The organism is Herbiconiux sp. FW305-C-125, assembly GCF_058783455.1.
The window spans coordinates 267,223-294,097 of the sequence record NZ_JBYSYO010000005.1 but is presented as its reverse complement, the minus strand read 5'-3'; the positions used below and the strand labels follow the sequence as shown (position 1 = coordinate 294,097).

26 protein-coding genes are annotated in these 26,875 nt (G+C 69.6%); 2 read left to right on the top strand and 24 right to left on the bottom strand.

From position 1 onward, the window contains the following. Positions 1–11 precede the first annotated feature (11 nt). The 21 genes from AC3WLB_RS14905 to AC3WLB_RS14805 form a co-directional block, all read right to left on the bottom strand. Positions 12–932, bottom strand: coding sequence for an RluA family pseudouridine synthase (locus AC3WLB_RS14905; protein ID WP_492507231.1), 921 nt, complete (start codon positions 930–932; stop codon positions 12–14). After that, positions 932–1,435, bottom strand: coding sequence for a signal peptidase II (gene lspA / locus AC3WLB_RS14900; RefSeq protein ID WP_492507229.1), 504 nt, complete (start codon positions 1,433–1,435; stop codon positions 932–934). The genes AC3WLB_RS14905 and lspA overlap by 1 nt, the downstream gene beginning before the upstream one ends. Positions 1,436–1,475: 40 nt before the next feature. Continuing rightward, positions 1,476–2,123, bottom strand: a complete 648-nt coding sequence (locus AC3WLB_RS14895) for a DivIVA domain-containing protein (protein ID WP_022897593.1) — start codon at positions 2,121–2,123, stop codon at positions 1,476–1,478. Positions 2,124–2,251: 128 nt separating this feature from the next. Next, positions 2,252–2,557 (bottom strand): YggT family protein, encoded by a 306-nt coding sequence (locus AC3WLB_RS14890; RefSeq protein WP_022897594.1) that lies wholly within the window; start codon positions 2,555–2,557, stop codon positions 2,252–2,254. A 7-nt stretch (positions 2,558–2,564) separates the two neighbouring features. Further along, positions 2,565–3,071 carry a cell division protein SepF gene (locus AC3WLB_RS14885; RefSeq protein ID WP_022897595.1) on the bottom strand — a complete coding sequence of 169 codons (507 nt, stop codon included), beginning with the start codon at positions 3,069–3,071 and terminating at the stop codon, positions 2,565–2,567. A 39-nt stretch (positions 3,072–3,110) separates the two neighbouring features. Next, positions 3,111–3,833 carry a YggS family pyridoxal phosphate-dependent enzyme gene (locus tag AC3WLB_RS14880; RefSeq protein WP_051048002.1) on the bottom strand — a complete coding sequence of 241 codons (723 nt, stop codon included), beginning with the start codon at positions 3,831–3,833 and terminating at the stop codon, positions 3,111–3,113. Beyond that, positions 3,811–5,013: a cell division protein FtsZ gene (gene ftsZ, locus AC3WLB_RS14875; RefSeq protein ID WP_022897597.1), complete on the bottom strand. Its 1,203-nt coding sequence runs from the start codon at positions 5,011–5,013 to the stop codon at positions 3,811–3,813. Before ftsZ ends, AC3WLB_RS14880 begins: the two co-directional genes overlap by 23 nt. Positions 5,014–5,156: 143 nt before the next feature. Further along, on the bottom strand, positions 5,157–5,513 hold the full coding sequence (locus AC3WLB_RS14870) for a hypothetical protein (RefSeq protein WP_492507225.1): 357 nt from the start codon (positions 5,511–5,513) through the stop codon (positions 5,157–5,159). 83 nt (positions 5,514–5,596) lie between these two features. Next, positions 5,597–6,913 (bottom strand): FtsQ-type POTRA domain-containing protein, encoded by a 1,317-nt coding sequence (locus AC3WLB_RS14865; protein WP_492507223.1) that lies wholly within the window; start codon positions 6,911–6,913, stop codon positions 5,597–5,599. Beyond that, complete coding sequence (gene murC / locus AC3WLB_RS14860; RefSeq protein ID WP_492507221.1) at positions 6,910–8,394, bottom strand: UDP-N-acetylmuramate--L-alanine ligase; 1,485 nt, start codon at positions 8,392–8,394, stop codon at positions 6,910–6,912. Before murC ends, AC3WLB_RS14865 begins: the two co-directional genes overlap by 4 nt. Before the next feature lie 46 nt (positions 8,395–8,440). Further along, positions 8,441–9,571 (bottom strand): UDP-N-acetylglucosamine--N-acetylmuramyl-(pentapeptide) pyrophosphoryl-undecaprenol N-acetylglucosamine transferase, encoded by a 1,131-nt coding sequence (locus AC3WLB_RS14855; protein WP_492507219.1) that lies wholly within the window; start codon positions 9,569–9,571, stop codon positions 8,441–8,443. Beyond that, the gene (gene ftsW / locus AC3WLB_RS14850) at positions 9,568–10,824 is read right to left on the bottom strand and encodes a putative lipid II flippase FtsW (protein WP_492507217.1); all 1,257 of its coding nucleotides are present in this window, start codon (positions 10,822–10,824) and stop codon (positions 9,568–9,570) included. The genes AC3WLB_RS14855 and ftsW overlap by 4 nt, the downstream gene beginning before the upstream one ends. Beyond that, complete coding sequence (gene murD, locus AC3WLB_RS14845; protein WP_492507215.1) at positions 10,778–12,310, bottom strand: UDP-N-acetylmuramoyl-L-alanine--D-glutamate ligase; 1,533 nt, start codon at positions 12,308–12,310, stop codon at positions 10,778–10,780. Before murD ends, ftsW begins: the two co-directional genes overlap by 47 nt. After that, positions 12,307–13,401: a phospho-N-acetylmuramoyl-pentapeptide-transferase gene (gene mraY, locus AC3WLB_RS14840; RefSeq protein WP_022898411.1), complete on the bottom strand. Its 1,095-nt coding sequence runs from the start codon at positions 13,399–13,401 to the stop codon at positions 12,307–12,309. The genes murD and mraY overlap by 4 nt, the downstream gene beginning before the upstream one ends. Further along, on the bottom strand, positions 13,398–14,840 hold the full coding sequence (locus tag AC3WLB_RS14835; RefSeq protein ID WP_492507213.1) for a UDP-N-acetylmuramoyl-tripeptide--D-alanyl-D-alanine ligase: 1,443 nt from the start codon (positions 14,838–14,840) through the stop codon (positions 13,398–13,400). Before AC3WLB_RS14835 ends, mraY begins: the two co-directional genes overlap by 4 nt. A gap of 4 nt (positions 14,841–14,844) precedes the next feature. Then, positions 14,845–16,437 (bottom strand): Mur ligase family protein, encoded by a 1,593-nt coding sequence (locus AC3WLB_RS14830; protein WP_492507211.1) that lies wholly within the window; start codon positions 16,435–16,437, stop codon positions 14,845–14,847. Between the two features lie 12 nt (positions 16,438–16,449). Continuing rightward, a complete protein-coding gene (locus tag AC3WLB_RS14825) occupies positions 16,450–18,234 on the bottom strand; it encodes a peptidoglycan D,D-transpeptidase FtsI family protein (protein WP_492507209.1) in 1,785 nt (594 codons plus the stop codon). 46 nt (positions 18,235–18,280) lie between these two features. Next, the gene (ftsL, locus tag AC3WLB_RS14820) at positions 18,281–18,940 is read right to left on the bottom strand and encodes a cell division protein FtsL (RefSeq protein ID WP_492507207.1); all 660 of its coding nucleotides are present in this window, start codon (positions 18,938–18,940) and stop codon (positions 18,281–18,283) included. Next, positions 18,937–19,893, bottom strand: a complete 957-nt coding sequence (gene rsmH / locus AC3WLB_RS14815) for a 16S rRNA (cytosine(1402)-N(4))-methyltransferase RsmH (RefSeq protein WP_492507205.1) — start codon at positions 19,891–19,893, stop codon at positions 18,937–18,939. The genes ftsL and rsmH overlap by 4 nt, the downstream gene beginning before the upstream one ends. A 105-nt stretch (positions 19,894–19,998) precedes the next feature. Continuing rightward, entirely contained in the window at positions 19,999–20,430 is a 432-nt protein-coding gene (gene mraZ / locus AC3WLB_RS14810; protein WP_022896777.1) for a division/cell wall cluster transcriptional repressor MraZ, read from the bottom strand. A 240-nt stretch (positions 20,431–20,670) separates the two neighbouring features. Beyond that, on the bottom strand, positions 20,671–21,084 hold the full coding sequence (locus AC3WLB_RS14805) for an SCO2097 family morphological protein (protein WP_492507203.1): 414 nt from the start codon (positions 21,082–21,084) through the stop codon (positions 20,671–20,673). 76 nt (positions 21,085–21,160) lie between these two features. On the opposite strand from AC3WLB_RS14805, the gene AC3WLB_RS14800 reads away from it, so the two are divergent. Continuing rightward, positions 21,161–22,270: a polyprenyl synthetase family protein gene (locus AC3WLB_RS14800; protein ID WP_492507201.1), complete on the top strand. Its 1,110-nt coding sequence runs from the start codon at positions 21,161–21,163 to the stop codon at positions 22,268–22,270. A 28-nt stretch (positions 22,271–22,298) separates the two neighbouring features. Here the strand turns inward: AC3WLB_RS14800 and AC3WLB_RS14795 are convergent, their stop codons facing one another. Next, positions 22,299–22,640, bottom strand: coding sequence for an Rv2175c family DNA-binding protein (locus AC3WLB_RS14795; protein WP_022896780.1), 342 nt, complete (start codon positions 22,638–22,640; stop codon positions 22,299–22,301). A 134-nt stretch (positions 22,641–22,774) separates the two neighbouring features. Between AC3WLB_RS14795 and pknB the strand changes: the two genes are divergently transcribed. Beyond that, the gene (pknB, locus tag AC3WLB_RS14790; RefSeq protein WP_492507199.1) at positions 22,775–24,754 is read left to right on the top strand and encodes a Stk1 family PASTA domain-containing Ser/Thr kinase; all 1,980 of its coding nucleotides are present in this window, start codon (positions 22,775–22,777) and stop codon (positions 24,752–24,754) included. A 9-nt stretch (positions 24,755–24,763) separates the two neighbouring features. Here pknB and AC3WLB_RS14785 read toward each other — a convergent pair whose 3' ends face one another. Next, positions 24,764–26,092: a class II 3-deoxy-7-phosphoheptulonate synthase gene (locus tag AC3WLB_RS14785; RefSeq protein ID WP_492507197.1), complete on the bottom strand. Its 1,329-nt coding sequence runs from the start codon at positions 26,090–26,092 to the stop codon at positions 24,764–24,766. A 72-nt stretch (positions 26,093–26,164) separates the two neighbouring features. Further along, positions 26,165–26,869, bottom strand: coding sequence for a lysophospholipid acyltransferase family protein (locus AC3WLB_RS14780; RefSeq protein ID WP_492507195.1), 705 nt, complete (start codon positions 26,867–26,869; stop codon positions 26,165–26,167). Positions 26,870–26,875: the final 6 nt, after the last annotated feature.

Genomic DNA, 26,875 nt, shown 5'->3' with positions numbered 1-26,875 from the left:
CAGCCTGCCGCTCAGTCCGCGGCGACGATGTCGAGCGCGTGCTGCAGGTCGGGCGGGTAGTGACTCTCGAACGAGACGTACTCGCGCGTCTCGGGGTGGATGAAGCCGAGCCGCATGGCGTGCAGCCATTGCCGGGTGAGCCCGAGCCGGGCCGAGAGCACCGGATCGGCGCCGTACATCGTGTCGCCGCAGCACGGATGCCGCTGTGCCGCCATGTGCACCCGGATCTGATGCGTGCGCCCCGTCTCGAGGTGGATCTCGAGCAGCGTCGCCGCCCGGAAGGCCTCCAGCGTCTCGTAATGGGTGACGGACGGCTTGCCGCCGGCGGTGACGGCGAACTTCCAGTCCGATTTCGGGTGCCGCCCGATCGGCGCGTCGATCGTGCCGGCGAACGGGTCGGGGTGGCCCTGCACGAGCGCGTGGTAGATCTTGTCGACCTCCCGGTCGTGGAAGGCCCGCTTCAGCCAGGTGTAGGCGCTTTCGGTCTTGGCGACGACCATCAGGCCGCTCGTGCCCGCATCCAGCCGGTGCACGATGCCGGCGCGTTCGGCGGCGCCGCTGGTGGCGATGCGGTAGCCGGCTCCGGCGAGGGCACCGAGCACGGTCGGGCCGTCCCAGCCCACCGACGGATGCGCGGCCACCCCGACGGGCTTGTCCACCACGATGATGCTGTCGTCGTCGTACACGACCGTGAGTTCCGGCACGACGACGGCGACGATCTGCGGCGCCTCGCGGGGCGACCACTCCACCGAGAGCCAGGTGTCGCGGCGGAGCCGGTCGGACTTGTCGACCGGGCGGCCGTCGACGGTCACGCCGCCCGCATCCACCACCTCGGCGGCGAAGGTGCGGGAGAAGCCGAGGAGCTTCGCGATGCCGGCGTCGACCCGGGTGCCGTCGAGGCCGTCGGGAACGGGGAGGGTGCGCGATTCCATCAGCTCTGCTCGCGATCGGCGTCGGGTGCCTGCTGGGGTTCGGGTGCGTGCCGTCGGCCGTCCAGGCCCACACCGCGGATCGTGAGCACGAGGAAGAGCACCATGGCCGCCGTGATCGACACGTCGGCGAGGTTGAAGATGGCGGGCAGCAGGGGGATGGTGATGAAGTCGACCACGTGTCCCACCCCGAACCCGGGCTCCCGGAACAACCGGTCGATGAGGTTGCCGAGCGTGCCGCCGAGCAGCAGGCCGAACACGACCGCCCAGCCGAACGAGCGGATGCGCCCGGCGAACCAGACGATGAAGACCGTGACGGCGGCAGCCAGGATCGAGAAGATCCAGGTGTACGCGTTTCCGATCGAGAACGCGGCGCCGGAGTTCTTCACAAAGTGAAATTGGATGAGGTCGCCCACAACGGGGACGACCTCACCCAATTCGAGGTTCTGGACGACCAGAAGCTTCGTGATCTGATCGAGGGCGACCGACGCTGCTGCGACGGCCACCAGGACGATCAGGACCCGGGGACGAACTCTCGAACGTTCCCTAGCCGCCAAAGCCGCTGAAGCTCGACGACGGGCTCTTCTCGCCGTCGACGCTGGAGGAGGTGAGCTCCTTCAGCTGGTCTTCGATGTAGGTCTTGAGACCGGCGCGGTAGTCCTTCTCGAAGGTGCGCAGCTCGTCGATGCGGTGCTCGATGCCGGCCTTCTCCTGGTTGAGGCGGGCCAGCTCGTTGCGCTGCTTGGTCTCGGCCTCGGCCACGATGCGGGCGGCGGTCGCGTGACCCTCCGCGATGAGCGCGTCGCGCTTGTCGGCGCCTTCCTTCACGTGCTCGTCGTGCAGGCGGCGCGCCAGCTGCAGGAGGTTCGTGGTGGAGCCGGCCTCGTCTTCGATGTCGGAACCCGTGGTGGCGGGTGCCGGAGCGGCGGCGACGGGGGCCGGAACGGGCTCGGCGACGGGCGCGGGCGCCTCGACGACCTCTTCGACCACGGCGGCGGCCTCGACCGGAGCGGCGGCCGCAGGAGCGGCGCCCGACTCGAGCTGAGCCTTCAGCTCCTCGTTCTCCTGCGTCAGACGGCGGAGTTCGACGACGACCTCGTCGAGGAAGTCATCGACCTCGTCCTGGTCGTACCCTTCCCGGAACTTGGTCTGAGAAAATCTCTTGTTAACAACATCTTCCGGAGTTAACGCCATGGTTTTCCACCCTTATTGCTTTGACAACAGTGATAACGCGTTGCTAACCGTAGCAACATTCCCGCCGAACGTCCCGTGAACAGGACGAACTGATCGTGGAGCCGTTCAGTTCAGGATACATGCGCACCCTATTGCGAGCGCACGAAACCGGCCACCGAGAGGGCGATGATGACGATGAGCATCACGATGCTCCAGCCGAAGTCGAGGGCGATCGCTCCCACGCGCAGGGGCGGGATGATGCGCCGGAAGAACTTGATCGGCGGATCGGTGACCGTGAAGGTGACCTCGGCGAGCACCAGCAGGGCACCGGACGGCCGCCAGTCACGGCGGACCGTCCGGACGAGGTCGAGGATGAATCGACCCCACATCAGGAAGAAGTACAGCAGCAGCGCGAAATAGACGACGGTCGCGATGATGGTGACGAGGGAACCCACTCAGTAATTATGACTGGACGAAGAAGGACGATTCCGCCCGAGCTTCGCCACCGGCGTCGCCGGACACCGACACGTGCGACGGCGAGAGCAGGAAGACCTTGCTCGTCACGCGCTCGATCTTGCCGTAGAGGCCCTGTGAGAGGCCGCCGGCGAAGTCGATCAGGCGACGGGCATCCGCATCCGTCATCTGCGACAGGTTGATGATGACCGGGATGCCCTCGCGGAAGTTCTCGGCGATGACCTGGGCGTCCTTGTACTGCTTCGGGTGGACGGTGAGGATCTCGTTCATTTCAGCGGGCGCCACATTCTTCGGGGTGTGCACGGACTTGCGAAGCGGCGTCACCGGCGCGCGGTTGCCCGCCGAGGCGTGCGACGCGGCGGCCTGCGCGGCAGGGGCCTGAGGGTGGGGCACGGGTGCCACCGGCGCCGCGGTCTGCGCGGGCGTCTCGTCGTATTCCAGTTCTTCGTCGGCGAGACCCAGGTAAACCATGGTCTTGCGCAGTGGGTTTGCCATGCGAACCTCCCGTAGCGGTGACTTTTCCTACCCGCAAGATTAATCGCGAGCGGGCCGGTTTCCGGTGATTGCGGTGCCGATGCGCAGGTGTGTCGCGCCCTCGGCGATGGCCTCGGCGAAGTCGTGCGACATGCCGGCCGAGAGCGATGTCGCGCCGGGGACGATGCGGGCGACCCGCTCGCCGATGCCGCGAAGGCGGGCGAACGCGGGGCGCGGCTCCTCGCCGAGGGGCGCGACGCCCATCACGCCGAGGAGGTTCAGCGCGGGCGCAGCGGCGATGGATTCGGCCAGCGCCTCCACCTCGGCGGGCGCCGCTCCCCCGCGGCCCGGGTCGTCGGTGAGGTTGACCTGGAGGAAGCAGTCGACCGTCGGCTCTCCCGTCGCGAGAGCGGCCACCAGGGCTTCACGGTCGATCGAGTGGATGACCCGGGCGTACTCGCGCGCCTGGCGGGCCTTCTTCGTCTGCAGCTGCCCGATGAAGTGCCAGGTGAGCTCGAGATCGGCGAGTTCAGCCGCTTTCTCGCGCGCTTCCTGGTGCCGGTTCTCGCCGAAGTCGCGCACACCGAGCGCATGCAGTTCGCGCACCAGCGAAGCCGGGTGGAACTTGGTCACCACGATCGTGGTGAGCTCGCCCGGGTCGCGGCCCGCCGACCGGGCGGCCTCCGCCACCCGGTCGGTCACCGTCGCGAGGCGCTCGGCCAACGACGGGCCGTCGGCGACCCCGGGTGCGCTCACCCGATCACTTGAGGAAGTCGGGGACATCCAGGTCGGCGTCGTCGTCTTCGGAGGCCGGGTCGAGGGCCACCGCTCCGGTGAGCCCCAGGTCGCTCGCCGGGGTCGACCAGCTCTGCTGCTGCGGGGCGGGCGTCTCCTCGGGTTCGGCCTTCTGCTCGCGGCGCAGGGTCGCCGTGGCGCTGCCGCCCCGGCCGTAGGGGTCACTCTCGTCCGCGGCCTGCGCGAACCCGCTGCGGCGCGTCTCGAGCACGGGGTTCGGCTCCCCGCCGTCGAAGCCAGCGGCGATCACGGTCACTCGCACCTCGTCGCCGAGGGTGTCGTCGATGACCGCACCGAAGATGATGTTGGCCTCCGGATGCACGGAGTCCTGCACGAGCTTGGCCGCGTCGTTGATCTCGAAGATGCCGAGGTTCGATCCACCCTGGATCGACAGCAGCACGCCGTGGGCACCGTCGATCGACGCCTCGAGCAGCGGACTCGCCACGGCGAGCTCGGCGGCCTTGATGGCACGATCGGCGCCTCGGCTCGACCCGATGCCCATGAGCGCGGAGCCCGCGCCCTGCATGACCGACTTCACGTCGGCGAAGTCGAGGTTGATGAGACCGGGGGTGGTGATGAGGTCGGTGATGCCCTGCACGCCGGCGAGCAGCACCTGGTCGGCGGTGGAGAACGCCTCGAGCATCGAGATGCCGCGGTCGCTGATCTCGAGCAGGCGGTCGTTCGGCACCACGATGAGAGTGTCGACCTCGTTCTTCAGCGTGGCCACGCCGTCTTCGGCCTGGGCCGCGCGGCGCTTGCCCTCGAAGCCGAACGGCTTCGTGACCACACCGATGGTGAGGGCGCCGATCGACTTGGCGATGCGGGCAACGACCGGCGCACCGCCCGTGCCCGTTCCGCCACCCTCACCCGCGGTGACGAAGACCATGTCGGCGCCGGCCAGCGCCTCCTCGATCTCCTCCGCGTGGTCTTCGGCGGCACGCCGGCCGACCTCGGGGTCGGCGCCGGCGCCCAGTCCGCGGGTGATCTCCCGGCCCACGTCGAGCTTGACGTCGGCGTCGCTCATCAGGAGCGCCTGCGCATCCGTGTTGATGGCGATGAACTCGACGCCGCGCAGACCGAGCTCGATCATGCGGTTCACGGCATTCACACCGCCACCGCCGATGCCGACGACCTTGATTACGGCTAGGTAGTTCTGGTTCGATGTCACGTCCGGCCTCCGCTGGAACCTTAAAGCTCAACTTGAAAGTTAAAGTTATTCCGAGTATGTATTTCCTACGACGAACCTAGGTGACGATGCCCGGCGGCTCCCGGATGCGCCACCGCGTGTCGCGACGAGCCACACGAATCCGCTCAACGCGGAAACACCCACACCCCCAGGAACACCAGCAGCAGCACCCAGGCTCCGGCCCCCGCACCGATGCCGACCCGCTTCCGTGCGGACGTCGCAGGCATGAGGTACGGCAGGGAGAAAGCGACGAGGAAACAGGCCACCGCGCCCATCGCTACGACCACCCAGACGACGTCGCCGACAACGGCGGCGCAGAGGATGGCTCCGAGCAGGACGACCGTGCCGGCGGTGGAGTAGACGCGCACCAGACAGCGCCACCTCCGGACGTGCAAATCGCGCGCGAGCCGGGCTTCCCGGTCGAACTCGGTCGGCGGCCCGGCTTCATCGGGAGCATGGTCCCCGGTCCCCACTTCATCCATCCGGCAACTCTGCACAGGTCAAGGCGTCGTCTCGGCGATCCGACGGGTTATGAGCTTACCTCACTCCTGGGGAGCAGGCGGGCTCAGCGGATGACGGGGCTCTGCGGGCTCGAGACGTCGTACTCGACGGGGAGCGAAGGGTCTTGCGTGGCGATGAGACGCTCCAGGATGCGCGCCTTGAGGTCGGAGTCGTCGGCATCGCCCCAGACCACCCGCTGACCTGCACCGGTGAACACCATGGTCACGCTGTCGGGCGTGGTGCCGCTGATGCGGTCGACCTGCGCGATCAGCGCGTCGGGGAGCGACATCAGAACCGCGGCCGCCGCCCGGAAGCCGGGGCTGCCGATCTCGGTGCCGGTGAGATCGAGCACGGGGAAGCCGGGGATGCGCTCGGCCGACTGCTGCACGGCGACACCGGCCGGGTCGATGAGTGTGAAACCGGTGTCGCTCTGGATCTGCGCGACCGGCCGGCGCTCCACGATCCGCACCGCGAGGGTGTCGGGCGGCCGTGCCTCCACCGAGTACGACTCGATGTACGGGAACTGGGCGAGGTCGCGCTCGACCGCGCCGTAGTCGACCAGGGCGAGCGGCCGCCCCAGTTGGTCGTCGAGGGCGGCGGTGACCGTGGCCGGGTCGAGCCGGCCCACCCCCTCCACGGCGACCGTGCGCACGGCGAGCAACGGCGAGTACGCGGCGAGCAGCACGACGACCACGAGTCCGACGACGGATGCGGCTGCCACGAGCCACGCCATCCGTCGCCGCCGCGAGCGCTGCGTGAACCGCCGCGCCTCCGCCTTCTCGAACCGTCGCCGCTCCCGCGTGGCCTGCCGCAGTGTCGCGGCGGCGCGGGGCGTGCCCCTGCCCCCGCGGTCGTCAGGTCCGTCACGTCGGTCACCTCGGTCACGTCCGCTGGTGGGCTTCGGCTTGGCCGTCGAGCGTGCGGGACGGTCGAGCGGCGAGTCGCCCGAGCGCCCGATCGGTGCGGTCGCGTCGGCGTCAGTCGCTCGACCGCCGGCGGCGCGGTCGGGGCTCTGGCTGCTCGCAGGCTCGGCTCCGGTCTTCCACCACGGTGTGCCTTGGGCGGGCCGGCGTGGCGGCGGCGTCGTCCCCGTCCCGGCGCCCGGTCGCGATCCGCCGGCGGGCGTCGACGCCGTTCCTCGTGGGGCCGACGGGCGAACGGGTGACGCAGCACCGCGGCCCGGCGCGGGCTCGAGTGGGTCGATGGGGGCTGTGGCAGCGTCGCGAAGGCCGTCGGGGGTGTCGCGGAGCGCGCCTGCCGCCGGGCGCGGGGACTTCTTGCGCGGCGCCCGGGGCGAGCGCTCGGATGCGCTGCGGCCGTTCGACGGAGGGTCGACAGGAGGTGGCGGCGGGGGCGGCGTGATGCCCGGTGGGCGCTTCACTCGCCTCGTGCGCCCGAGATCCCGGCCGTCGCCGCGGCGTCCGTGGGCGCCCCGGCGCCGTCGCCGGTCTCCGAAGCGGAACCGGCCATGGCGCGGCGCTCGAGCGACTCGAGCAGTTGCGGCACGATGAGATTCACGTCTCCGCAGCCGAGCGTCACCACGAAGTCGCCGGGCTCCGCGACCGACGCCACGAAGTCGGCCGCTCGCTGCCAGTCGTCGATGTAGGCCACCTGCGCCGGATCGTCGAATCGCGCCGAAACCAGTTCCCCGGTCACGCCGGGGATTGGGTCTTCCCGCGCCCCGCACACCTCGAGCACGACCGTGAAGTCGGCGGTGCGCTCGAGCGTCGAGGCGAACTCCCCCGCCATCAGCTTGGTGCGGCTGTAGAGGTGCGGCTGGTGCACCGCGATGATGCGCCCCTCGCCCACGACGGTCCGCGCAGCCGTCAGCGCCGCTGCCACCTCGGTGGGGTGGTGCGCGTAGTCGTCGTACACGCTCACGCCGCCGACGGTGCCGTGCAGTTCGAACCGGCGTCCGGTGCCGCCGAACGAGCCAACGGCCTCGATCGCCGCAGCCGGGGCGTAGCCGAGCCCCACCAGCACCGCCACCGCGCCCGCCGCGTTGATGGCGTTGTGCCGACCGGGTACCCGCAGCACGCCCGGGTAGCTGACCCCGAGGTGGTCGATCACGTAGGAGACCGACCCGGAGGTGTCGATGGAGTGCACCCGGAAGTCGGCAGTGTCCGCCTCCCCGAAGCTCAGCACCCGCGGATGCGACACCCGCGCCGACACGCGCAGCGCGCCCGCGTCGTCCGACGACACCACGACGAGTTCGGAGGCGGCGTCGGCGAAACGCACGAACGCATCCTCCACCGCCTCGACCGACCCGTAGTGGTCGAGGTGGTCGGGGTCGACGTTGGTGATGAGCGCCACGGCCGTGTCGTAGAGCAGGAAGGAGCCGTCGGATTCGTCGGCCTCCACCACGAAGACGCCGCCGTCGCCGAGCGCCGAGCTGGTGCCGAGCTCGGAGATGACGCCGCCGTTGACGAACGAGGGGTCGGCCTCGAGCTCGAGCAGGGCGGTCACGATCATGCCGGTCGAGGTCGTCTTGCCGTGGGCACCCGCGACCGCGACGAGGCGCTGCTTGTTCACGAGCCACGCCAGCGCCTGCGACCGGTGCAGGATGGTCAGCCCGCGCTCCTTGGCGGCGAGGTACTCGGGGTTGTCGGGCCAGAGCGCGCTCGTCACGACGAGGGTGTCGGCCGAGCCGATGTTCTCGGCGTCGTGCCCGACGGCGACGGGGATGCCGAGCGCCCGCAGCTTCGCGGCGGTCTTCGAGTCGCTGCGGTCGGAGCCCGTGACGGTGAGCCCGGAGGCGGCGAACAGGCGGGCGATTCCGCTCATGCCGGAGCCGCCGATGCCCACGAAGTGCACTGCACCGAGGTCGTCGGGGATCTCGATCGAGAGGTCGGGCTTGATCACGGGTTCACACTCATTTCACGACGAACAGACCCACACAACGTTACGCTCACGCCGAGCCCCCCGTGTCACGGGGCGAGGGTGCGGGCCCGGGCCCACCCTCCAGCGCGCGCTCGATCAGCGACACCAGTCGTTCTGCCGCGTCGGGGATGCCGACGCTCCGCGCCGCCGCCGCCATCGCGGCGACCCGTGACCTGTCTGCCAGCAGCGGAACCACCTCGCGATCAACCCACGCCGGCAGGAACTCCTCGTCGGCCACCAGGATCGCCCCGCCCGCCGTCACGAGGTCGCGCGCGTTGAAGCGCTGCTCGCCGTTGCCAACGGGGTACGGCACGAGCACACCCGGGACACCCACCACCGCGAACTCGCACAGCGTCGAGGCCCCGGCACGGGACAGGGCGAAGTCGGCCACGGCGAGGGCGAGGTCCATCCGGTCGCAGTACTCGAGGAAGACGTATCCGGGCAGCTCCGGGTCGTCGACCTCGGAGCGGTTGCCCGCGATGTGCAGCACGTTCCAGCCGGCGTGCGTGAACGCCCGGGCGGATGCGTGCACCGTGGCGTTGATGCGCCGCGCGCCGAGCGATCCCCCGGTCACGAGCAGAGTCGGCCGCGCCGGGTCGAGCCCGAAGAACTCGTGCGCCGCCGAGCGGGCGGTCGCCCGCACCGCGGGGTCGGCGAGGGCGGTCACCTCGGAACGCAGCGGCATGCCGGTGAGCTCCGCGTGCGGCAGCGGCGTCGCCGCGAAGCTCACCGCCACCCACGGCGAGTACCGCGCGCCCAGCCGGTTCGCGAGCCCGGGCTTGGCGTTGGCCTCATGGATGACGAACGGCACCTTCGCGCGTCGCGCCGCCAGGTAGCCCGGGGCCGACGCGTACCCGCCGAACCCCACCACCACGTCGATGCCCCGCGAGCGGATGATGTCGGTCACCTGCGCGATGGTGCGGCGCAGAGCGCCGGGGAACCGCAGTGCCGCGCCGTTCGGGCGTCGCGGGAACGGCAGCTTCGGGATGGTGACGAGCTCGTAGCCGCGGGCGGGCACCAGCCGGGCCTCGAGCCCCTCCGCCGTGCCGAGCACGAGGATGGTGGCGCCCGGGTCGCGGCGGCGCAGTTCGTCGGCCGTGGCCAGCAGCGGGTTGACGTGACCCGCGGTGCCGCCGCCGGCGAGCAGGTACGCGGTCATCGCGTCCGCACACCCGCCTGGGCGTCGGCGCGGCCGTTCTCGCGCGCGATCGCAAGCACGATCCCGATGGCGGCGAGGGTCGTGAGCAGCGCCGAGCCACCCGACGAGATGAGCGGCAACGGCACACCGAGCACCGGCAGCACTCCGAGCACGACGGCGATGTTGACGAACGCCTGCCCGATCAGCCACACCATGACGGCCCCGGTCACCACTCTCGAGAACATGTCCCGGGAGGAACGGATGATCCGCACGAACGCGATGGCCAACGCGATGAACAGCAGCAGCACCACGATCGCGCCCACGAGCCCGAGCTCTTCGCCGATGATGGCGAAGATGTAGTCGTTGTCGGCCGCGGGCAGCCACGACCACTTCGCCTTGGAATTGCCGAGACCGACGCCGAAGATCCCGCCGCCGGCCAAAGCCCACTCGCCGTGCTGCGCCTGCCAGTCGGCGCCCTGGTAGTCGGCGCCGGTGCCGTTCAGGAACGACATGATGCGCGAGGTGCGGCTCTCGCTCGAGAACGCGACCACCACGGCGATGAGGGCTCCGGCGAGCAGCGGCAGCACGAACATCCGGAGTTTGATGCCGGCGAAGAACAGCGCGCCGAAGACCAGACCCGCCATGATCATGACGGTACCGAGGTCGCCGCCGAGGAGCACCAGCACGATGGCACCGCCCGCGACCGGCAGCACGGGGATGGCGACGTGCCCGATCTTGCCGAGCAGCGCCTCCTTCTTGGCGAGGATCGCGCCCATCCAGATCACGAGCGCGAGCTTCACCAGCTCGGAGGGCTGGAACGTGTAGCCGCCGATCGCGATCCAGTTGAGGTTGCCGCCCACCTCGTCGCCGAGCGGCGTGAACACGAGCAGTTGCACGCCGATGGCCGTGAAGATGGCCACCCAGGCCCAGCGTTTGAAGAACCGGATGGGCAGCCGCGACACCACGAGCATGAGCGGGATGCCGATCAGCGCGAACAGCCCCTGCTTCCAGAACACGCCGAAGAAGCCCTGGCGCTCGGTGAAGGAGTCGATCGAACTGGAGGAGAGCACCATGACGAGCCCGAGCAGCACCAGGAAGAGGGTGGTGCCGAGCAGCAGGAAGTAGTTGCTCGACTCGGCGGTGAACACCTGCCCGAGCGAGATGCGAGCGGCGTGGGTGCCGGAGGTGGTCGAGGCACCCGCGGCGCCCGAGCGAGACCCCGCGCCGCTACGGCCGAATCGCGGAAGGGCCCGGGAGGGTGTCGTCACCGTCATTACCTCCCACGTGCTTGCGCACCGCCGCCGCGAAACGTTCTCCGCGGTCGGCATAGTCTGCGAACTGGTCCATCGAGGCCGCCGCCGGTGCCAGCAGCACGACGTCTCCGGGCCGGGCCGCCGCTGCCGCCAGGGCGACCGCGTCGGTCATTACGTCACTAGTCTCCGCGTGGTCGACCTCGAACACCGGCAGCTCCGGCGCGTGTCGTGCAATGGAGGCGAGCACCGCCGAGCGGTCGACTCCGATCACCACGACGGCGCGCACGCGGCTGCCCGGCCCGCCGACGGATGCAGCGACCAGTGGATCGATGTCGACCCCTTTGAGGAGACCCCCCACCACCCACACGATCGACGGATACGCCGTGAGCGACGCCCCCGCGGCGTGCGGATTCGTGGCCTTCGAGTCGTCGACCCAGGTGACACCGCCGGCGGTCACCACGTGCTCGATGCGGTGCCGGTCGAGCGAGAAGGCGGCGAGTGCCTGGCGGATGGCCGGGATCGGCGCCCCGTGGCTGCGCGCGAGGGCAGCGGCGGCGAGCACGTCGGCGACGGTGTGCGGGGCGGCGAGTCCGCGCATCCGCAATTCGTCGACGGTGACCAGTTCGAGCGCGGAATCGCGCCGCTCGTCGAGGAAGGCGCGGTCGACCAGGATGCCGTCGACCACCCCGAAGTCGCTCGGCCCCGGCACTCCGAGCCCGAAGCCGATGGCGCGGGCGCCCTCGACCACCTCGGCCTCCTCGACCATGCGCATGGTCAGCTCGTCGGCCTTGTTGTAGACGCAGGCGACCTGGGTGGCGGAGTAGACGCGCGCCTTCGCCGCGGCGTAGGCCTCGAACGAGCCGTGCCAGTCGAGGTGGTCGTCGGCCACGTTCAGCACCACGGATGCCCACGGCGACATGCTCGAGGTCGAGTGCAGCTGGTAGCTCGACAGCTCGACCACGAGCACGTCGAAGCCTCCCGGGTCGCGCACCGCGTCGAGCACCGGGATGCCGATGTTGCCGCACGGCGCCACCCGGTTGCCGGCCGCCAGCAGCATCGCGGCGGTGAGCTGCACCGTGGTGGTCTTGCCGTTCGTGCCGGTGACCGCGATCCAGTCAGCAGGCCGGCCGTCGGGCCGCAGCACCTTGTCGCGCACCCGCCAGGCGAGCTCCACGTCGCCCCAGACCGGCAGGCCGGCCGCCTCGGCCCAGACCAGCAGCGCGTCGTCGGGGTGGTAGCCGGGCGAGGCCACCACGAGCTCGGGTTCGAAGTCGACGAGGTCGGCCGGCACCTCGCCCGCCGGCGCGAGCACCAGGCGCGCGCCGATCACCGGAACGAGGTCGGCGTACTCCTTCTTGGCAGCGGCTGCGACGACGAGCACGGATGCGCCGAGCTCGGTGAGCGTGTCGGCCACCGAGAACCCGGTCACCCCGAGCCCGAGCACCGCCACCCGCACGCCCGACCAGTCGGCGTGCCAGCTGCGGAGGTCGTCGACCGATCGGGTCATCGAGACAGCCACTCGAGGTAGAACGACCCCACGGCCCCGGCCACGAACAGGCCCGCGATGATCCAGAACCGCACCACGATGGTGACCTCGGCCCAGCCCTTCATCTCGAAGTGGTGGTGCAACGGGCTCGCCCGCCAGATGCGTTTGCCCTTGGTGAGCTTGAAGTAGCTCAGCTGCACCGCCACCTGCCCCGCCACGATCACGAAGATGCCGCCGATCAGGATGAGCAGGAGCTCGGTGCGGGCGAGGATCGCGAGGGCGGCCAGCGCACCGCCGAGGGCGAGCGACCCGGTGTCGCCGAGGAAGATCTTGGCCGGGTTGGTGTTCCACCAGAGGAAGCCGATGAGCGCCCCGACGACGGTCGCCGCGACGACCGCGAGGTCGAGCGGGTCGCGCACGTCGTAGCACTTGTCGAGCACGTCGGTGTCGAGGGTGGTGCTCGCGCAGGACTGGTTGAACTGCCAGAACCCGATGATGACGAAGGAGCCGATGGCGAGGATCGACGACCCCGGCGCCAGCCCGTCGAGCCCGTCCGTGAGGTTCACCGCGTTGGAGGTGGTCATGACCATGATGCAGATCCAGATCACGAACGCGATGGTGCCGGCGATCAGCCCCCAGGAGAGGAAGTCGAACGGCAGGTCGCGGATGAAGGAGATCTGGGTCGACGCGGGCGTCTCGCCCTGCTTGTTCGGGAACTGGATGGCCAGCAGCGCGAACACGATGCCGACGATGACCTGCCCCACGATCTTCGCCACCGGGCTGAGCCCGAGGCTGCGCTCCTTGTGCACCTTGAGGAAGTCGTCGATGAACCCGACCACCCCGAGCCCGGTCATCAGGAAAAGCACCAGGAGACCGGAGATCGTCGGTGGCTCCTGCGTGAGCAGCGCCGAGACGAAGTAGCCGAACAGCACCGCGAGGATGATGACGATGCCGCCCATGGTGGGCGTCCCGCGCTTGACGTGGTGCGCATCCGGGGTGTCGACGTTGATGAACTGACCCCAGGCGAACCGCTTGAACATGCGGATGAACACCGGCGTCAAAAACAGCGAGAAGGCCAGCGACAGCGAGGCGGAGGCGAGCAGAGTGATCATGCGTCGGCCTCCGCGATCGTGTTGGCCTCGGCGATGCGGTCGCCGAGGAAGCGGAGGCCGGCCGAATTCGACGACTTCACCAGGATGAGGTCGTTCGGGCGCGTGTCGGCCGCGATCAGCTCGTAGGCCTCGTCAGCGGTCTCGACGAACACCGCTTCGCCGCCCCACGAGCCCTCGTGCTCGGCCGCGAGATGGATGGCGCGGGCGCCCTCGCCGACCACGATCAGGCGGTGGATGTTGAACCGCACCACCATGCGCCCGATGCGGTCGTGTTCCTCCACCGAGTACGGGCCGAGCTCGCTCATCTCGCCGAGCACGGCGGTGGTGCGCTGCCCGGGCGCCGCGATCAGCGCGACGGTCTTGAGGGCGGCCGCCATGGAGTCGGGGCTGGCGTTGTAGGCGTCGTTGATGACGGTGACGCCGTCCTTGCCGCCCAGCACCTCCATGCGCCAGCGCTCGGCCCGGGTGACGGCCTCGAGCCCGGCGACGATGTCGACGAGGGGCACACCGAGGGTGTGAGCGGCCGCAGCCGCGGCCAGCGCGTTCATCACGTGGTGCTCGCCGAGCACGGCGAAGCGCACGGTCTGCGCCGACCCGTCGGGCAGGTGCAGCTGGAACGACGTCCCCGCCGCGGTCGCGTCGATGTCGGATGCCCGCACCGCCGCGCCGTCGGAGAGCCCGAACCAGAGCACGCGCGCGGCGGTCTTCGCCGCCATGCCGGCCACCCGCGGGTCGTCGATGTTCAGCACGGCCACGTCGGTGGGCTCGAGGTCCTGCACCATCTCGGTCTTGGTGGCGAGCGTGACCTCGATGCCGCCGAATTCACCGGCGTGCGCGAGGCCCACCGTGAGCACGACGCCCACGTCGGGCTTGGCCATCCGGATCAGCCGGGTGATCTCGCCCTTGCCGCTGGCGCCCATCTCGGCCACCAAGAACCGGCTCGCGGGCGTCAGCTTCAGCATGGTCAGGGGCGCACCGACCTCGTTGTTGAACGAGTCGCGCGGCGCGACCGTCTCCCCCACCCGTTCGAGGATGGCGCGCAAGAGGTTCTTCGTGGTGGTCTTGCCGTTGGACCCGGTGATGCCGACCACCCGCAGCTCGCCTCCGGCGCGCACGCGGGCCACGACGTCGGTCGCGAATTGACCGAGCGCGAGCACGGAGTCGGCCACGACCACCTGCGGCACGGCCAGCTCGAACGGATGCTCCACCACCACGAGCGCCGCGCCCGCCTCGACGGCGGCGGGCACGAAGCGGTGCCCGTCGTCGAACTCGCCGCGCTTGGCCACGAAGATGTCGCCCGCCCCGATCAGTCGGGAGTCGGTGTCGACCGATCCGTTCACGACCGTCTGCGGGTCGTACCCGGCCTGCGCGGCCGCGTCGGTGATCACGAGTTCGCCCTGAAGCGCCTCCGCGATCTCGGTCAGAGTGAGATCGAGCATGTCGTCAGAGCCATCCGTGTTCCTGCAGCGCATTGCGCGCGTCGTCGCGGGCGGAGTAGGGAATCCGCTCCCCCGCGACCTCGTGGTAGTTCTCGTGCCCGGGACCGGCGTAGAGGATCACGTCACCCTCCTCGGCGAGCGAGAGCGCCTTGCGGAAGGCGGCGCGGGGCTCGGCCACCTCGTGGAGTTCGCGCTCGGGCACCGCAGCGCGGGCCGCATCCAGCAGCACGCGGCGGATGGCCTCGGGGTCTTCGTACCGCGGGTGGAAGTCGGTCACGACGACGGCGTCGGCCAACCGGGCCGCGATCGCGCCCATCTCCTCGCGCTTGGACGGGTCACGGTCGCCGTCGGCGCCGAACACCATGATGATGCGGCCGTCGGTGACGCGGCGGATCGACTGCAGGGTGCTGGTGAAGGCATCCGGGCTGTGGCCGTAGTCGATGTACACCACGGGACCGTGCTCGCCGGAGATCTTCTCGGCCCGGCCGGGGATGTAGACGTCGATGCCCGGCGTACGGTCCTCGTCGAGCTCGCCGTGCCGCCCGTCGTCGTCGACGGTGGGCTCGTTCAGGGCGTGGGCGATGGCGCCGAGGTCGAATCCGGACTCCACGAGCATGACGATGGCCAGGGCCGCGTTCGCCGCCATGTAGCTGCCGAGGAGCGGAACCGAGGTCGAGAGCTCCCGCCGCTCGGGTCCGCGGAGGGTGAAGGCCGTGCGGTCGGCGGTCTCCTCGTCGATCACCAGCGTCCACTCCGCATCCGAGTCGACAGCGGTGGAGATGGTGGTGAGCGGGATGCGCGACTCGGAGGCGAGGCGGGCGCCCCACTCCCCGTCGACGATCACGACGCCGCGCCGGGCGCGGTCGGGCTGGAACAGCTCCCGCTTCGCCTCGTAGTAGACCTCCATGGTCTCGTAGTCGTCGAGGTGGTCGTGGGTGAGGTTCGTGAAGCCGACGACGTCGAACACGATGCCGTCGACCCGGTGCTGCGTGATCGCCTGCGCCGAGACCTCGAGGATGACCGCACGCACGTGCGCCTCGCGCATCCTGGCGAGCATGGCGTGGATCTCGGTGGCCTCGGGCGTGGTGAGCTTCGACACGATCGCGACATCGCCGATGCGGCGCTCGGCCGTGGTGCTGAGCCCGGCCACGATGCCGAGCTGGCGCAGGATCGCCTCGAGCAGATAGGCCACGCTCGTCTTGCCGTTGGTGCCGGTGACGCCGAACAGGGTCGGCGGCTCCTCGCGGGTGCGGTAGATCCAGGCGGCCAGTTCGCCGAGCGCGAGCCGCGGTTCGGGGGTGACGATGACGGGCAGGCCGGACTCGAGCGCGAGCGCGACCCCCTCCTCGTCGGTGAGCACGGCGACCGCACCGGCCTCGCGGGCAGCCGTGGCGAACGACGCCCCGTGGAAGCGTTTGCCCTTGAGCCCCACGTAGAGGTCGCCGGGCATCACGTCGCGCGAGGAGAGCGTGATGCCGGAGACCACGTCGGAAACCGGCGGACCGACCTGCTCGAAGCCGAAGTCTTCGACGAGGTGCGGCAGCGACCGAGCGATGGGATGCTCCGGGCGAAGAGCCGAGGAAACCCGATCAGTCACTGGTCTCCTTGCTCAATACGTCGTCGGGAGGTTCGGACTGGGCTCCGTGGAAGGCAGAACCCGGTGCTCTTTCAGAACCTGCGACATGATCTTCTGAAAGACCGGTGCCGCCGCCAAACCGTTCTCAATGGTAACGGGCTTCGCGATGGTCACCGAAACGACGTACTGCGGGTCGTCGGCCGGAGCGAGCCCGGCGAGCGAGGTGATGTAGCTGTCGCCGTAGGCTCCGGAGCCGTCGCTCATCTGCGCGGTACCGGTCTTCGCCGCCACCCGGTAGCCCGGGATCTGGAGGTCGGCCGAGGCGTAACCGCCGGTCGCCACGGTCTCCAGCATGTGGATCGTGTCGGTCGCGGCCTGGGGCGACACGACCTGCTCGCCCGTCGCATCCGGAACCTGCGTCATGGTGCCGTCGGCCTGCTTGCAGCCCGATACGAGCTGCACCGGCAGCCGCACGCCCCCGTTGCCGAGCGCCTGGTACACGCTCGCCATCTGCACCGCCGTGGTCGCGAGGCCCTGGCCGAAGGTGGTGGTGAGGTTGGTCTGGTCGTCCCACTCGTCCCACGGGTGCAGGATGCCGCCCGACTCGGCCGGGAAGCCGACCTCGCTGGAGGAGCCGATGTGGAACTTCGTCATGTAGTCGAAGCGCTGCTGGGGCGTCAGCATCTCGCCGAGGATCGCCGTTCCGGTGTTGGAGGACTCCTGGATGACGCCGGCGAAGGTCAGCCGTAGCGGGTCGACGTGGAACTCGCTGTCGCGGGTCGACGCGCCGTTCGCATCCGTGTAGATGTAAGGCGACTCCACTTGGGTGCCGACGTTCGCGAGGCCGGCGTCGAGCACGGATGCGGCGGTGAGCGCCTTGAAGGTCGAGCCCGGCTCGAACGGCGCCTGGAACGCGATCGAGCCGCGGTTCTCGGCGGGCGTGCCGTCGATGTTGTTCGGGTCGACGCTCGGGTAGTCGGCGACGGCGAGGAGCTTCCCCGTCTTGACCTCCTGCACCACCACGGTGCCCCAGGCGGCGCCGGTCTCCTGCACCCGCGCGGCGAGCGCCTGCTGCGAGAACCACTGCAGGTCGCTGTCGAGGGTGAGCACGGCGGTGCCACCGGGCTTCGCCGGTGTGGTGGTGACGGTGCTGCCCGGGATGGCGACCCCGTCGGCGCCGCGCTCGTAGGTCTCGAGCCCGTTGCTGCCGGCCAGGCACTGGTTGTCGAGCTGCTCGACGCCCGCGCTGCCGGTGGGGTTGCCGTCGGCATCCTCCCCCATGAAGCCGACGATGCTGCCGGCGACCGCGCCGTTCGGGTACGTCCGAACGGGGTTGGACTCGTAGTAGAGCCAGGGGATGTCGAGGTCACGGATGGCGCGGAATGCATCCACGTCGATGCCCTGCACCACGTAGGCGAAGTTCGACGACGGGTCGGCGGTGAGGATGCCGTAGACCTGCTCGGGCGTCTGCCCGGTGATGGCCGCGATCTCGCCGGCCGCCTGGGTGGGAGTGACCGTGGTGGTGGTGCCCGCGTCATCCGTGCGGTCGAAATCGGTGACCGACTTCGGTGACGCGGTCACGTCGTAGCGCAGCACCGTCGTGGCGAGCACGGTGCCGTCGTCGTCGACGATGTCGCCACGCGGACCGTAGATCACGTTCGAGGCCGAGAGCTTGTCGAAGGAGGCGGCGTTCAGGGTGTCGGCCTGCACCACCTGGATGGTCACGAGCCGCACCACGAACACCGCCACCACGGCGACCACCCCGAACACGGCGACGGTGGCGCGACGGCGGGTGCTGCGGCTGGCGGATGCGTTCACTCAGGTCTCCAGCGGGTCGGATCGTGTTGCGGTCACGCGAGCGAGGTCATCGCGTGGTCGGAGAGGGAAGCGCACCCTGCCACGGTACGTCGGGCTGGGCCTCCGGCGCGGGAGGCGCGCTCGCGGTGTCCGTGCCGCCGGCGGCGGGGGTTCCCGACGCCCCGGCGGTGCCTGCGGCGACCGTCGGGGGCGTCAGGAGGGAGTTCGGCACGAGCGCCTGACCGCCCGTGACCGAAGAGCCGGCCGCCGCGACGGGCGAGCCGAGCACCGCTCCGTCGGAGAGGCGCAGGTAGACGGGGGCGCTGTTGGCCACCATGCCGAGTGACTCGGCGCTGGCCGCGAGGTTCTGCGGCGAGGAGAGCTTGTCGAACTGCTCGGTGAGCACCTGGTTGCTGCGGTCGAGCTCTTTCTGCTGCGACTGCAGCGAGGAGATCTCGTAGGCGCCGTCGGAGAGCCCGATCGACAGCAGCAGCTGGGTCACCACGATGGCGAGCACCCCGGTCACCACCACGGCCGCGTAGGCGAGCTTCGGTCGCGCCCGCTTCTGCGTGCGGGTGGGCACGATCTCGATGTGCCGGGTGATCTCCGGCAGATCGGCGAGCGGATGCGCGTCCGCTCCCCCCTGCGGTACGGTCGCGGCGGCGGCCGCAGCGCCGCCGAGGGCGGTTCGCGGGCGAGCCATGTAGGCGCCGGCCAGATTCGTCACGCGATCCTCCTGATCTTCTCGGCCGCGCGGAGCCGCACGGGGATGGCCCGCGGGTTGCGCGCGCGCTCCTCGTCGTCGGCGAGTTCGGCGCCGCGCACGAGCAGTTTGAGCTCGGGGCGGTGTTCGGGCAGTTCGACCGGCAGGCCGGCCGGTGCGGTGGACTGGGCGCGCGCCTGCAGCTCGCGCTTCACGATGCGGTCTTCGAGCGACTGGAAGGCGAGCACCACGATGCGGCCGCCCACGACGAGAGCGTCGATGGCCCGCGGGAGGGCGCGCTCCAGCACCGCGAGTTCCGCGTTCACCTCGATGCGCAACGCCTGGAACACCCGCTTCGCCGGGTGGCCCTGGTTCGAGAACTTCGCCGGAGTCGCGGCCTGGATGATGTCGACCAGCTGACCGGAGCGGAGGATCGGGCCGTTGGCCCGCTCCGCCACGATGCGGCGGGCGTAGCGGTCGGCGAGCTTCTCCTCGCCGTAGTCGCGGAAGATGCGGCGGAGGTCGGCCTCGGAGTAGGTCGCGACGATCTCGGCGGCGGTGAACTCCGCCGTGTCGTCCATGCGCATGTCGAGCGGCGCATCCTTCGAGTAGGAGAAGCCGCGCTCGACCTGGTCGAGCTGCATCGACGAGACGCCGAGGTCGAACAGGATGCCGTCGACCGCGTCGATGCCGAGGCTCTCGAGCGCTTCATCGATCTCGTCGTAGGTGCAGTGCACCAGGTCGATGCGGGAGGCATAGGGCTCGAGCCGCTCGCCGGCCAGACGGAGGGCGTTCGGGTCTCGATCGAGGCCCACGAGGTGCAGTTCGGGGAACGCGCGCAGAAAGGCCTCGGAGTGACCCCCGAGGCCGAGCGTGCAGTCGACGAACACCGCGCCGGGTCTGCCGAGTGCCGGCGCGAGCAATTCGAGGCAGCGCTCGAGCAGCACGGAGGTGTGGATCTCGGAGTAGTCGGTCATGAGCATCCGCTGCATCTGGTTCGTGCCCCCTGATCCCCATCCATTCCGACCTGGCGCCGGGGAAGTGCGCCAGGGCTCGAACGGCTGGGAGTCAGGGGCCACGACTCAGAACAGGCCCGGGATCACCTCCTCGTCGGTCTCGGAGAAGGCGGCCTCCTGGGCCGCGAGGTAGTTGTTCCAGGCCTCCGCGTCCCAGATCTCGGCGCGGCTGCCCGCACCGATCACGACGAGATCGCGGTCGAGTTTCGCGTAGCTGCGGAGCGCGGCCGGCACCGTGACGCGGTGCTGCTTGTCGGGCGTCTCGGCGCTGGCGCCGGAGAGGAACACGCGGAGGTAGTCGCGCGCCTGCTTGCTGGTGACCGGAGCCTGCCGGATCTTCTCGTGCAGCTCCTCGAACTCACGCGTCGAGAACACGTAGATGCAGTTCTCCTGGCCACGGGTCATGACGACTCCCCCGGCCAGTTCGTCACGGAACTTCGCCGGCAGGATGATGCGCCCTTTCTCGTCGAGCTTGGGGGCGTAGGTGCCAAGGAACATCACCCTCCCCTTCGCTCGATCGGCCGGCATCGTGGGCCGTTGCTCCACTTTACTCCACTCTCCACCACCAATCAACGGATTTGGCCTGTTGGGCGCGCCGTATCGCATCAAGAGCCCAGTAATGACGCGGAATTACCAGGTGGAGGGAAATGGAGGGGCCGGAGGCATCCGGGGCGCCCGCGGACACAAAAAAAGACCGGCCCGAAGGCCGGTCTTCATCGAGGGGAGCGAAGTGGAGGGTCAGTCCTCGCGGTCGTCGCGACGCTCCCAGCGGTCGTTCAAGCGGTCCATGAACCCGGACTTGTTCGACGACGCCGAGCCGGAGCTGCGCGCCGCGCCCGAGGCGCCGGATGCACCGGCCGAGCCGCTCGCGGTCGCGGGTGCACCGCGGCCGCGCTTGCTCCGCCGGAGCGCGAGCAACACCCCGCCGAACATGATCACGAAGCCGACCAGCCCGATGACCGGCTGATGGAAGATGACGCCGCCGATGACGATTCCGAGGCCGAGGATTCCCACGAGGATGCCCAGCACCAGGGCGCCGTAGTTCAATCGACCCCGGCCACCGCCGACGGCCGACACGAAATCGGCATCGTTGTGGTAGAGGCTGCGCTCCATCTCATCGAGGAGTCTCTGTTCTTGCTCCGAAAGCGGCATCCTATTTCACCTCAGGCTCGGGACCGATGCGTGGTAGTGCTGATTGTAGTGCGCGCAGTCTGGCTAGGCTAGGCGGGTGATGGAAAGCCCGCGCCTGGTCAATCTCGTCGACGCACGAATCACCGAATTCCTTGCATCTCGTGATTCCATTGTCGTCCGCATCGCGCTCGAGCTCCGTCCCTTCGCGCAGTTCTCAAGGGATCTTCTCAGCGGCGGAAAACGGTTCCGCGCCCAGTTCTGCTATTGGGGCTGGCGCGCCGTCTCGCCGGCGAACACCGCGACCGCCGTGCCGGGCGAAGCAGAGCTCGACGCCCTCGTCGATCTGTGCGCCGGACTCGAGCTCTTCCACGCCGCAGCCCTGGTGCACGACGACATCATCGACAACTCCGACACCCGGCGCGGGATGCCCGCGGCGCACCGTCGCTTCGAGGCGCTGCACCACGAGGAGAACTGGCGCGGGCCCGCGCGCAGCTTCGGCGAGGGCAGCGCCATCCTGCTGGGCGACCTCCTCCTGGCCTGGAGCGACGAGCTCATCTCGCGGGCGGTGTTGCACGCACCGTCGGTGCAGACGCTCAGTGCCACCCGCGAGGCCGTCGACGTCATGCGCACCGAGGTCACGCTGGGGCAATACCTCGACCTGCTCGAGGAGCGTGCCTGGGCCACCGTCGATCCGGCTCGATCGCTCGAGCGGGCCGAACGGGTCATCGTCTACAAGTCGGCGAAGTACAGCGTCGAGGCCCCGCTCGTGATCGGCGCCTCACTGCGGGGCGCGTCCGCGCTGCAACTCGACGCTCTGCGCCGTTTCGGCCTGCCGCTCGGCATCGCGTTCCAGCTGCGCGACGACGTGCTCGGGGTGTTCGGCGACGCGGAGCGCACCGGCAAGCCGAGCGGTGACGACCTGCGCGAGGGCAAGCGCACCGTGCTCGTCTCGCTCACCCGAGCCAAGCTCGATCCGTCCGCCCGGCGCCTGTTCGACGAACTGATCGGCGACCCCGACCTCGACGACCGGCAGATCCGGATGCTGCAGCAGACCATGCGCGACACCGGGGCGCTGTCGACCGTCGAGTCGATGATCGCCGAGCGCGTTCAGGACGCTCTGGCCGAACTCGAGCGGGCGCCGATCGGCGACACGGCGCGCGCCGAGCTCGCATCGCTCGCGCGCCGCATCACGCAGCGCGAGACCTGACGCGGGGAGCGCGGCCTGACGCGAGAGCTCAGAACGCGAGCGCCTGCGCCACCCGGCGCACCTCGGTCTTGCGGCCGGCGCGCAGCGCCTCGATGGGCGGTACGTCGAGCAGATCGTTGGGCGAGAGCAACCAGTCCACGATCTCGTCGTCGCTGAAGTGGTTGTCGGCGAGCAGGATGACCGTGCCACGGAGCTCGGTCAACGGCTCCCCGTCTTTGAGGAAGCTGGCCGGCACCGAGAGCACGCCGTCGCGACGGGTGGCGACGAGGTGGCGATCCTCGATCAGGCGGCGCACCTTGCTCGGTGTGAGCCCCAGGAGATCGACGAGGTCGGGAACGGTCAACCACTCGGTGGTGGGCAGATCAGTCACGCATCAAGATTGCCACGCATCCGCGTCGACCGGGCAATCCCGTTCCGTCACGAAAAGATAAAGATGGGTGTCGGAACCGCATCCACTCGGTGTCTATGCGGCTAAGTGGATATCGCGCTCCCTAAACTCGAAGCGTGACCACCGCCCCTCCCGACCCCATGATCGGACGTCTCATCGACGGCCGCTATCAGGTGCGGTCGCGCATCGCGCGGGGCGGCATGGCGACGGTGTACCTCGCCACCGATCTGCGGCTGGAGCGCCAGGTCGCGATCAAGATCATGCACGGTCATCTGGCCGACGACGCCGTGTTCAAGGAGCGCTTCGTGCAGGAGGCCCGCTCGGCGGCCCGGCTCGCGCATCCGAACGTCGTGAACGTGTTCGACCAGGGCCAGGACAGCGACATGGCCTACCTCGTCATGGAGTACCTGCCCGGCATGACGCTGCGCGACCTCCTGAAAGACCGCCAACGGCTCACCACCGAGCAGACGGTCGATGTGATGGACGCGGTGCTCGGCGGCCTCGCCGCCGCCCACAAGGCCGGCATCGTGCACCGCGACCTCAAGCCCGAGAACGTGCTGCTGGCCGACGACGGGCGCATCAAGATCAGCGACTTCGGTCTGGCCCGGGCGGTCTCGGCGAACACCGCCACCGGGCAGGCGCTGCTCGGCACCATCGCCTATCTCTCCCCCGAGCTCCTCACCCGGGGCACGGCCGATGCGCGCAGCGACATCTACGCCGCCGGCATCATGATGTACGAGATGCTGGTCGGTGCCCAGCCGTACGTCGGCGACCAGCCGATGCAGATCGCCTTCCAGCACGCCAACGACCCGATGCCGGTGCCGAGTGCGGCCAACGCCGCCGTGCCCGAGCAACTCGACGACCTGGTGCTCTGGGCGACGGCCAAAGAACCCGACGACCGGCCGACGGATGCGCGGGAGATGCTCGAGCGCCTGCGCACCGCCGAGATCGAGATCGTGAGCGCACGTCCGTCGGCGGCGTCGACCCAGCGCACCATGGTGCTGCCGCCCGACACCTTCGACGCCGACCTCGATCAGGCGCAGACCCAGGTGCTCGAGGCGCGGCGCCGCACCGACCCCGTGCTCACCATCGCGCCCGAGGCGACCTCGGCCACCACCGTCTACGGAACCCCGGTGCGCTCCCCCGGCGGCCCGAAGCCGCCGGAGGGCCCGAAGGAGCGGCTGGCGCGCAAGTCGTCGTCGCGGCGGCGGCGCGGGTTCTGGATCTTCGCCCTGGTGCTCGTGCTCGCCGCGGCCCTCGGCGGGAGCGCCTGGTACTTCGGTGCCGGGCCGGGCGCCATGACCACGATTCCGGATGTCGCGGGGCAACAACCCGACTCGGCCGTCGCCACCCTCACCGCCCTCGGCCTCGAGGCCACGCCGGCGAACCAGTCGAGCGTCACGGTACCGGCCGGGACGGTGATCGGCACCGACCCGACGGGCGGCAGTTCCGTGCGCAACGGCTCGGCGGTGTCGGTGCTCGTGTCGACCGGTCCGGCGATGATCCCGGTGCCCGACCTCTCCGGAATGGACCAGGCCGCAGCCACCGCGGCACTGCAGGGCGCCGGATTCACGGTCACTGACCCGCAGACGCAGTTCAACGGCGACACCGACTCGGGGGCCGTGCTCGCAGCGCTCGGCGCCGACGGCAATCCGCTGGGCGCCGAATACGGCGAGCAGCAGCCGGTGACTCTCGTCGTCTCACTCGGACCGGTGCCCGACGTGGTCGGTCAGACGCTCGACGAGGCGAAGGCGACGCTCTCCGGTGTCGGTCTCGTCGGCGTCGACGGCTCGCAGGACTTCAACGACACCATCCCCGAGGGCCAGGTGTACGAGGCCGTCAACTCGGCCGACCCCATGGTGCCCGGGGCGTCGGTCACGCTCAACGTGTCACGTGGCCCGGCGCCGGTCCCCGTCCCCGACGTCATCAACCAGACCTGGGACAAGGCGAAGCAGACGCTCCTCGACGCCGGCTTCTCGCTCGACTACAACTTCGGCGCCGACCTCGCGCCGGGGCTCGTGCGCGTCACCGGCACGAACCCCGCCCCCGGCACCTCGGTGCCGAAGGGATCGACGATCACGGTCTCGTTCCTCTGACCGGGCGACTCAGCGGACCTTGAGCTCCTCGGCCACCAGGAACGCGAGCTCGAGCGACTGCATGTGGTTCAGGCGCGGGTCGCAGAGCGACTCGTAGCGCGTGGCCAGGGTCGCCTCGTCGATGTGCTCCGAGCCGCCGAGGCACTCCGTCACGTCGTCGCCCGTGAGCTCCACGTGGATGCCGCCCGGATGCGTGCCGACGGCGCGGTGCGCCTCGAAGAAGCCCTTGACCTCGTCGACCACGTCGTCGAATCGACGGGTCTTGTAACCGTTGGGTGTGGTGAGGCCGTTGCCGTGCATCGGGTCGGTGACCCAGAGCGGCGTCGCGTCGCTCGCCTTCACCGTCTCGAGCAGCGGCGGCAGCGCATCCCGGATCTTGCCCGCGCCCATGCGCGTGATGAACGTCAGGCGGCCCGGTTCCCGATTCGGGTCGAGCTTGTCGATCAGCCGCAGCACGTCGTCACCGGTGGTCGTCGGGCCGAGCTTGACGCCGATCGGGTTGCGCACGCGGGAGAGGAAGTCGACGTGGGCGCCGTCGAGGTCGCGGGTGCGCTCCCCGATCCAGACGAAGTGGCTCGACGTGTTGTACGGCAGACCCGTGCGCGAGTCGATGCGCGTCATCGGGCGCTCGTAGTCGAACAGCAGCGCCTCGTGGCTGACGTAGAACTCGGTGCGCTTCAGCGCTTCGAAGTCGGCGCCGCAGGCCACCATGAACTTCACCGCGCGGTCGATCTCGCCGGCCAGCTGCTCGTAGCGCACGTTGGCCGGGTTCGAGGTGAACCCCTTGTTCCAGGTGTGCACCTGGCGCAGGTCGGCGAAACCGCCCTGGGTGAAGGCGCGGATGAGGTTGAGGGTCGAGGCGGCCACGTGGTAGCCGTCGAGCATCCGGTTCGGGTTCGCGGTGCGCGATTCGGGGGTGAAGTCGTAGCCGTTCACGATGTCGCCGCGGTAGGCCGGCAGGGTCACCCCGTTGCGCGTCTCGGTGTCGCTCGAGCGCGGCTTGGCGAACTGACCCGCCATGCGGCCCATCTTGATGACCGGCATCGACGCGCCGTAGGTGAGCACCACCGCCATCTGCAGAACGGTCTTCACCCGGTCTTTGATCTGGTCGGCGGTCGCCCCCGCGAAGGTCTCGGCGCAGTCCCCACCCTGCAGGAGGAAGGCGTGGCCGTTCGCCGCCTCGGCCAGGCGGGTGCGCAGGTTGTCGACCTCGCCGGCGAACACGAGCGGCGGGAAGGAGGCGATCTCACGGGACACGGTGTCGACCGCGTTCTGGTCCGGCCATTCGGGCTGTTGCTTGACCGGGAGGGTGCGCCAATAGTCCAGACCCGCAATCACCGATTCATCCGCTTCGACGATTTGCTCTGTTGGATCTACCACTGATCTGTTCCCGTATCTATTGTGAATGCCCTACTTGCGCGGGGCAGGCCGCGCGACGCTCGCGCGTTTCTCCTTTACCGAAGTCGCATACACGTCGGCGTATTCCTGGCCGCCGAGGCGGTGGAGCTCGTACATGATCTCGTCGGTGACGGAGCGAAGGATGAACCGGTCGGATTCCAATCCCTCGAACCTACTGAAATCTAGTGGCTTGCCGATGATGATGCCAATTCGCCGGATCTTCGGGATCTTCGACCCGATCGGCATCACCTTCTCGGTGTCGATCATGGCAACCGGGATGATCGGCACGTGCGCCTCGAGCACCATCCGGGCCACGCCCGTGCGGCCCCGGTAGAGCTTGGCGTCGGGGCTGCGGGTGCCCTCCGGGTAGATGCCGAGCAGGTCGCCGCGGCCGAGCACCTTGAGACCGGTGTTGAGCGAGGCCTCCGACGCCTTACCGCCGGAACGGTCGATCGGCAGCTGGCCGGAGGCGATGAAGAACAGCCGCACCAGCCAGCCCTTGATGCCCTTGCCCGTGAAGTACTCGCTCTTGGCCAGGAACGAGACCTGCCGGTCGACCACCACCGGCAGGAACACCGAATCGCTGAACGACAGGTGATTCGACGCCAGGATGGCCGCCCCCTTGGCGGGGATGTTCTCCAGACCGATCACCCACGGGCGGAACAGCGTCTTCAGCACCGGGGCGACGAGGAGGTACTTGGCGAGGAAGTAGAACACGAGGCG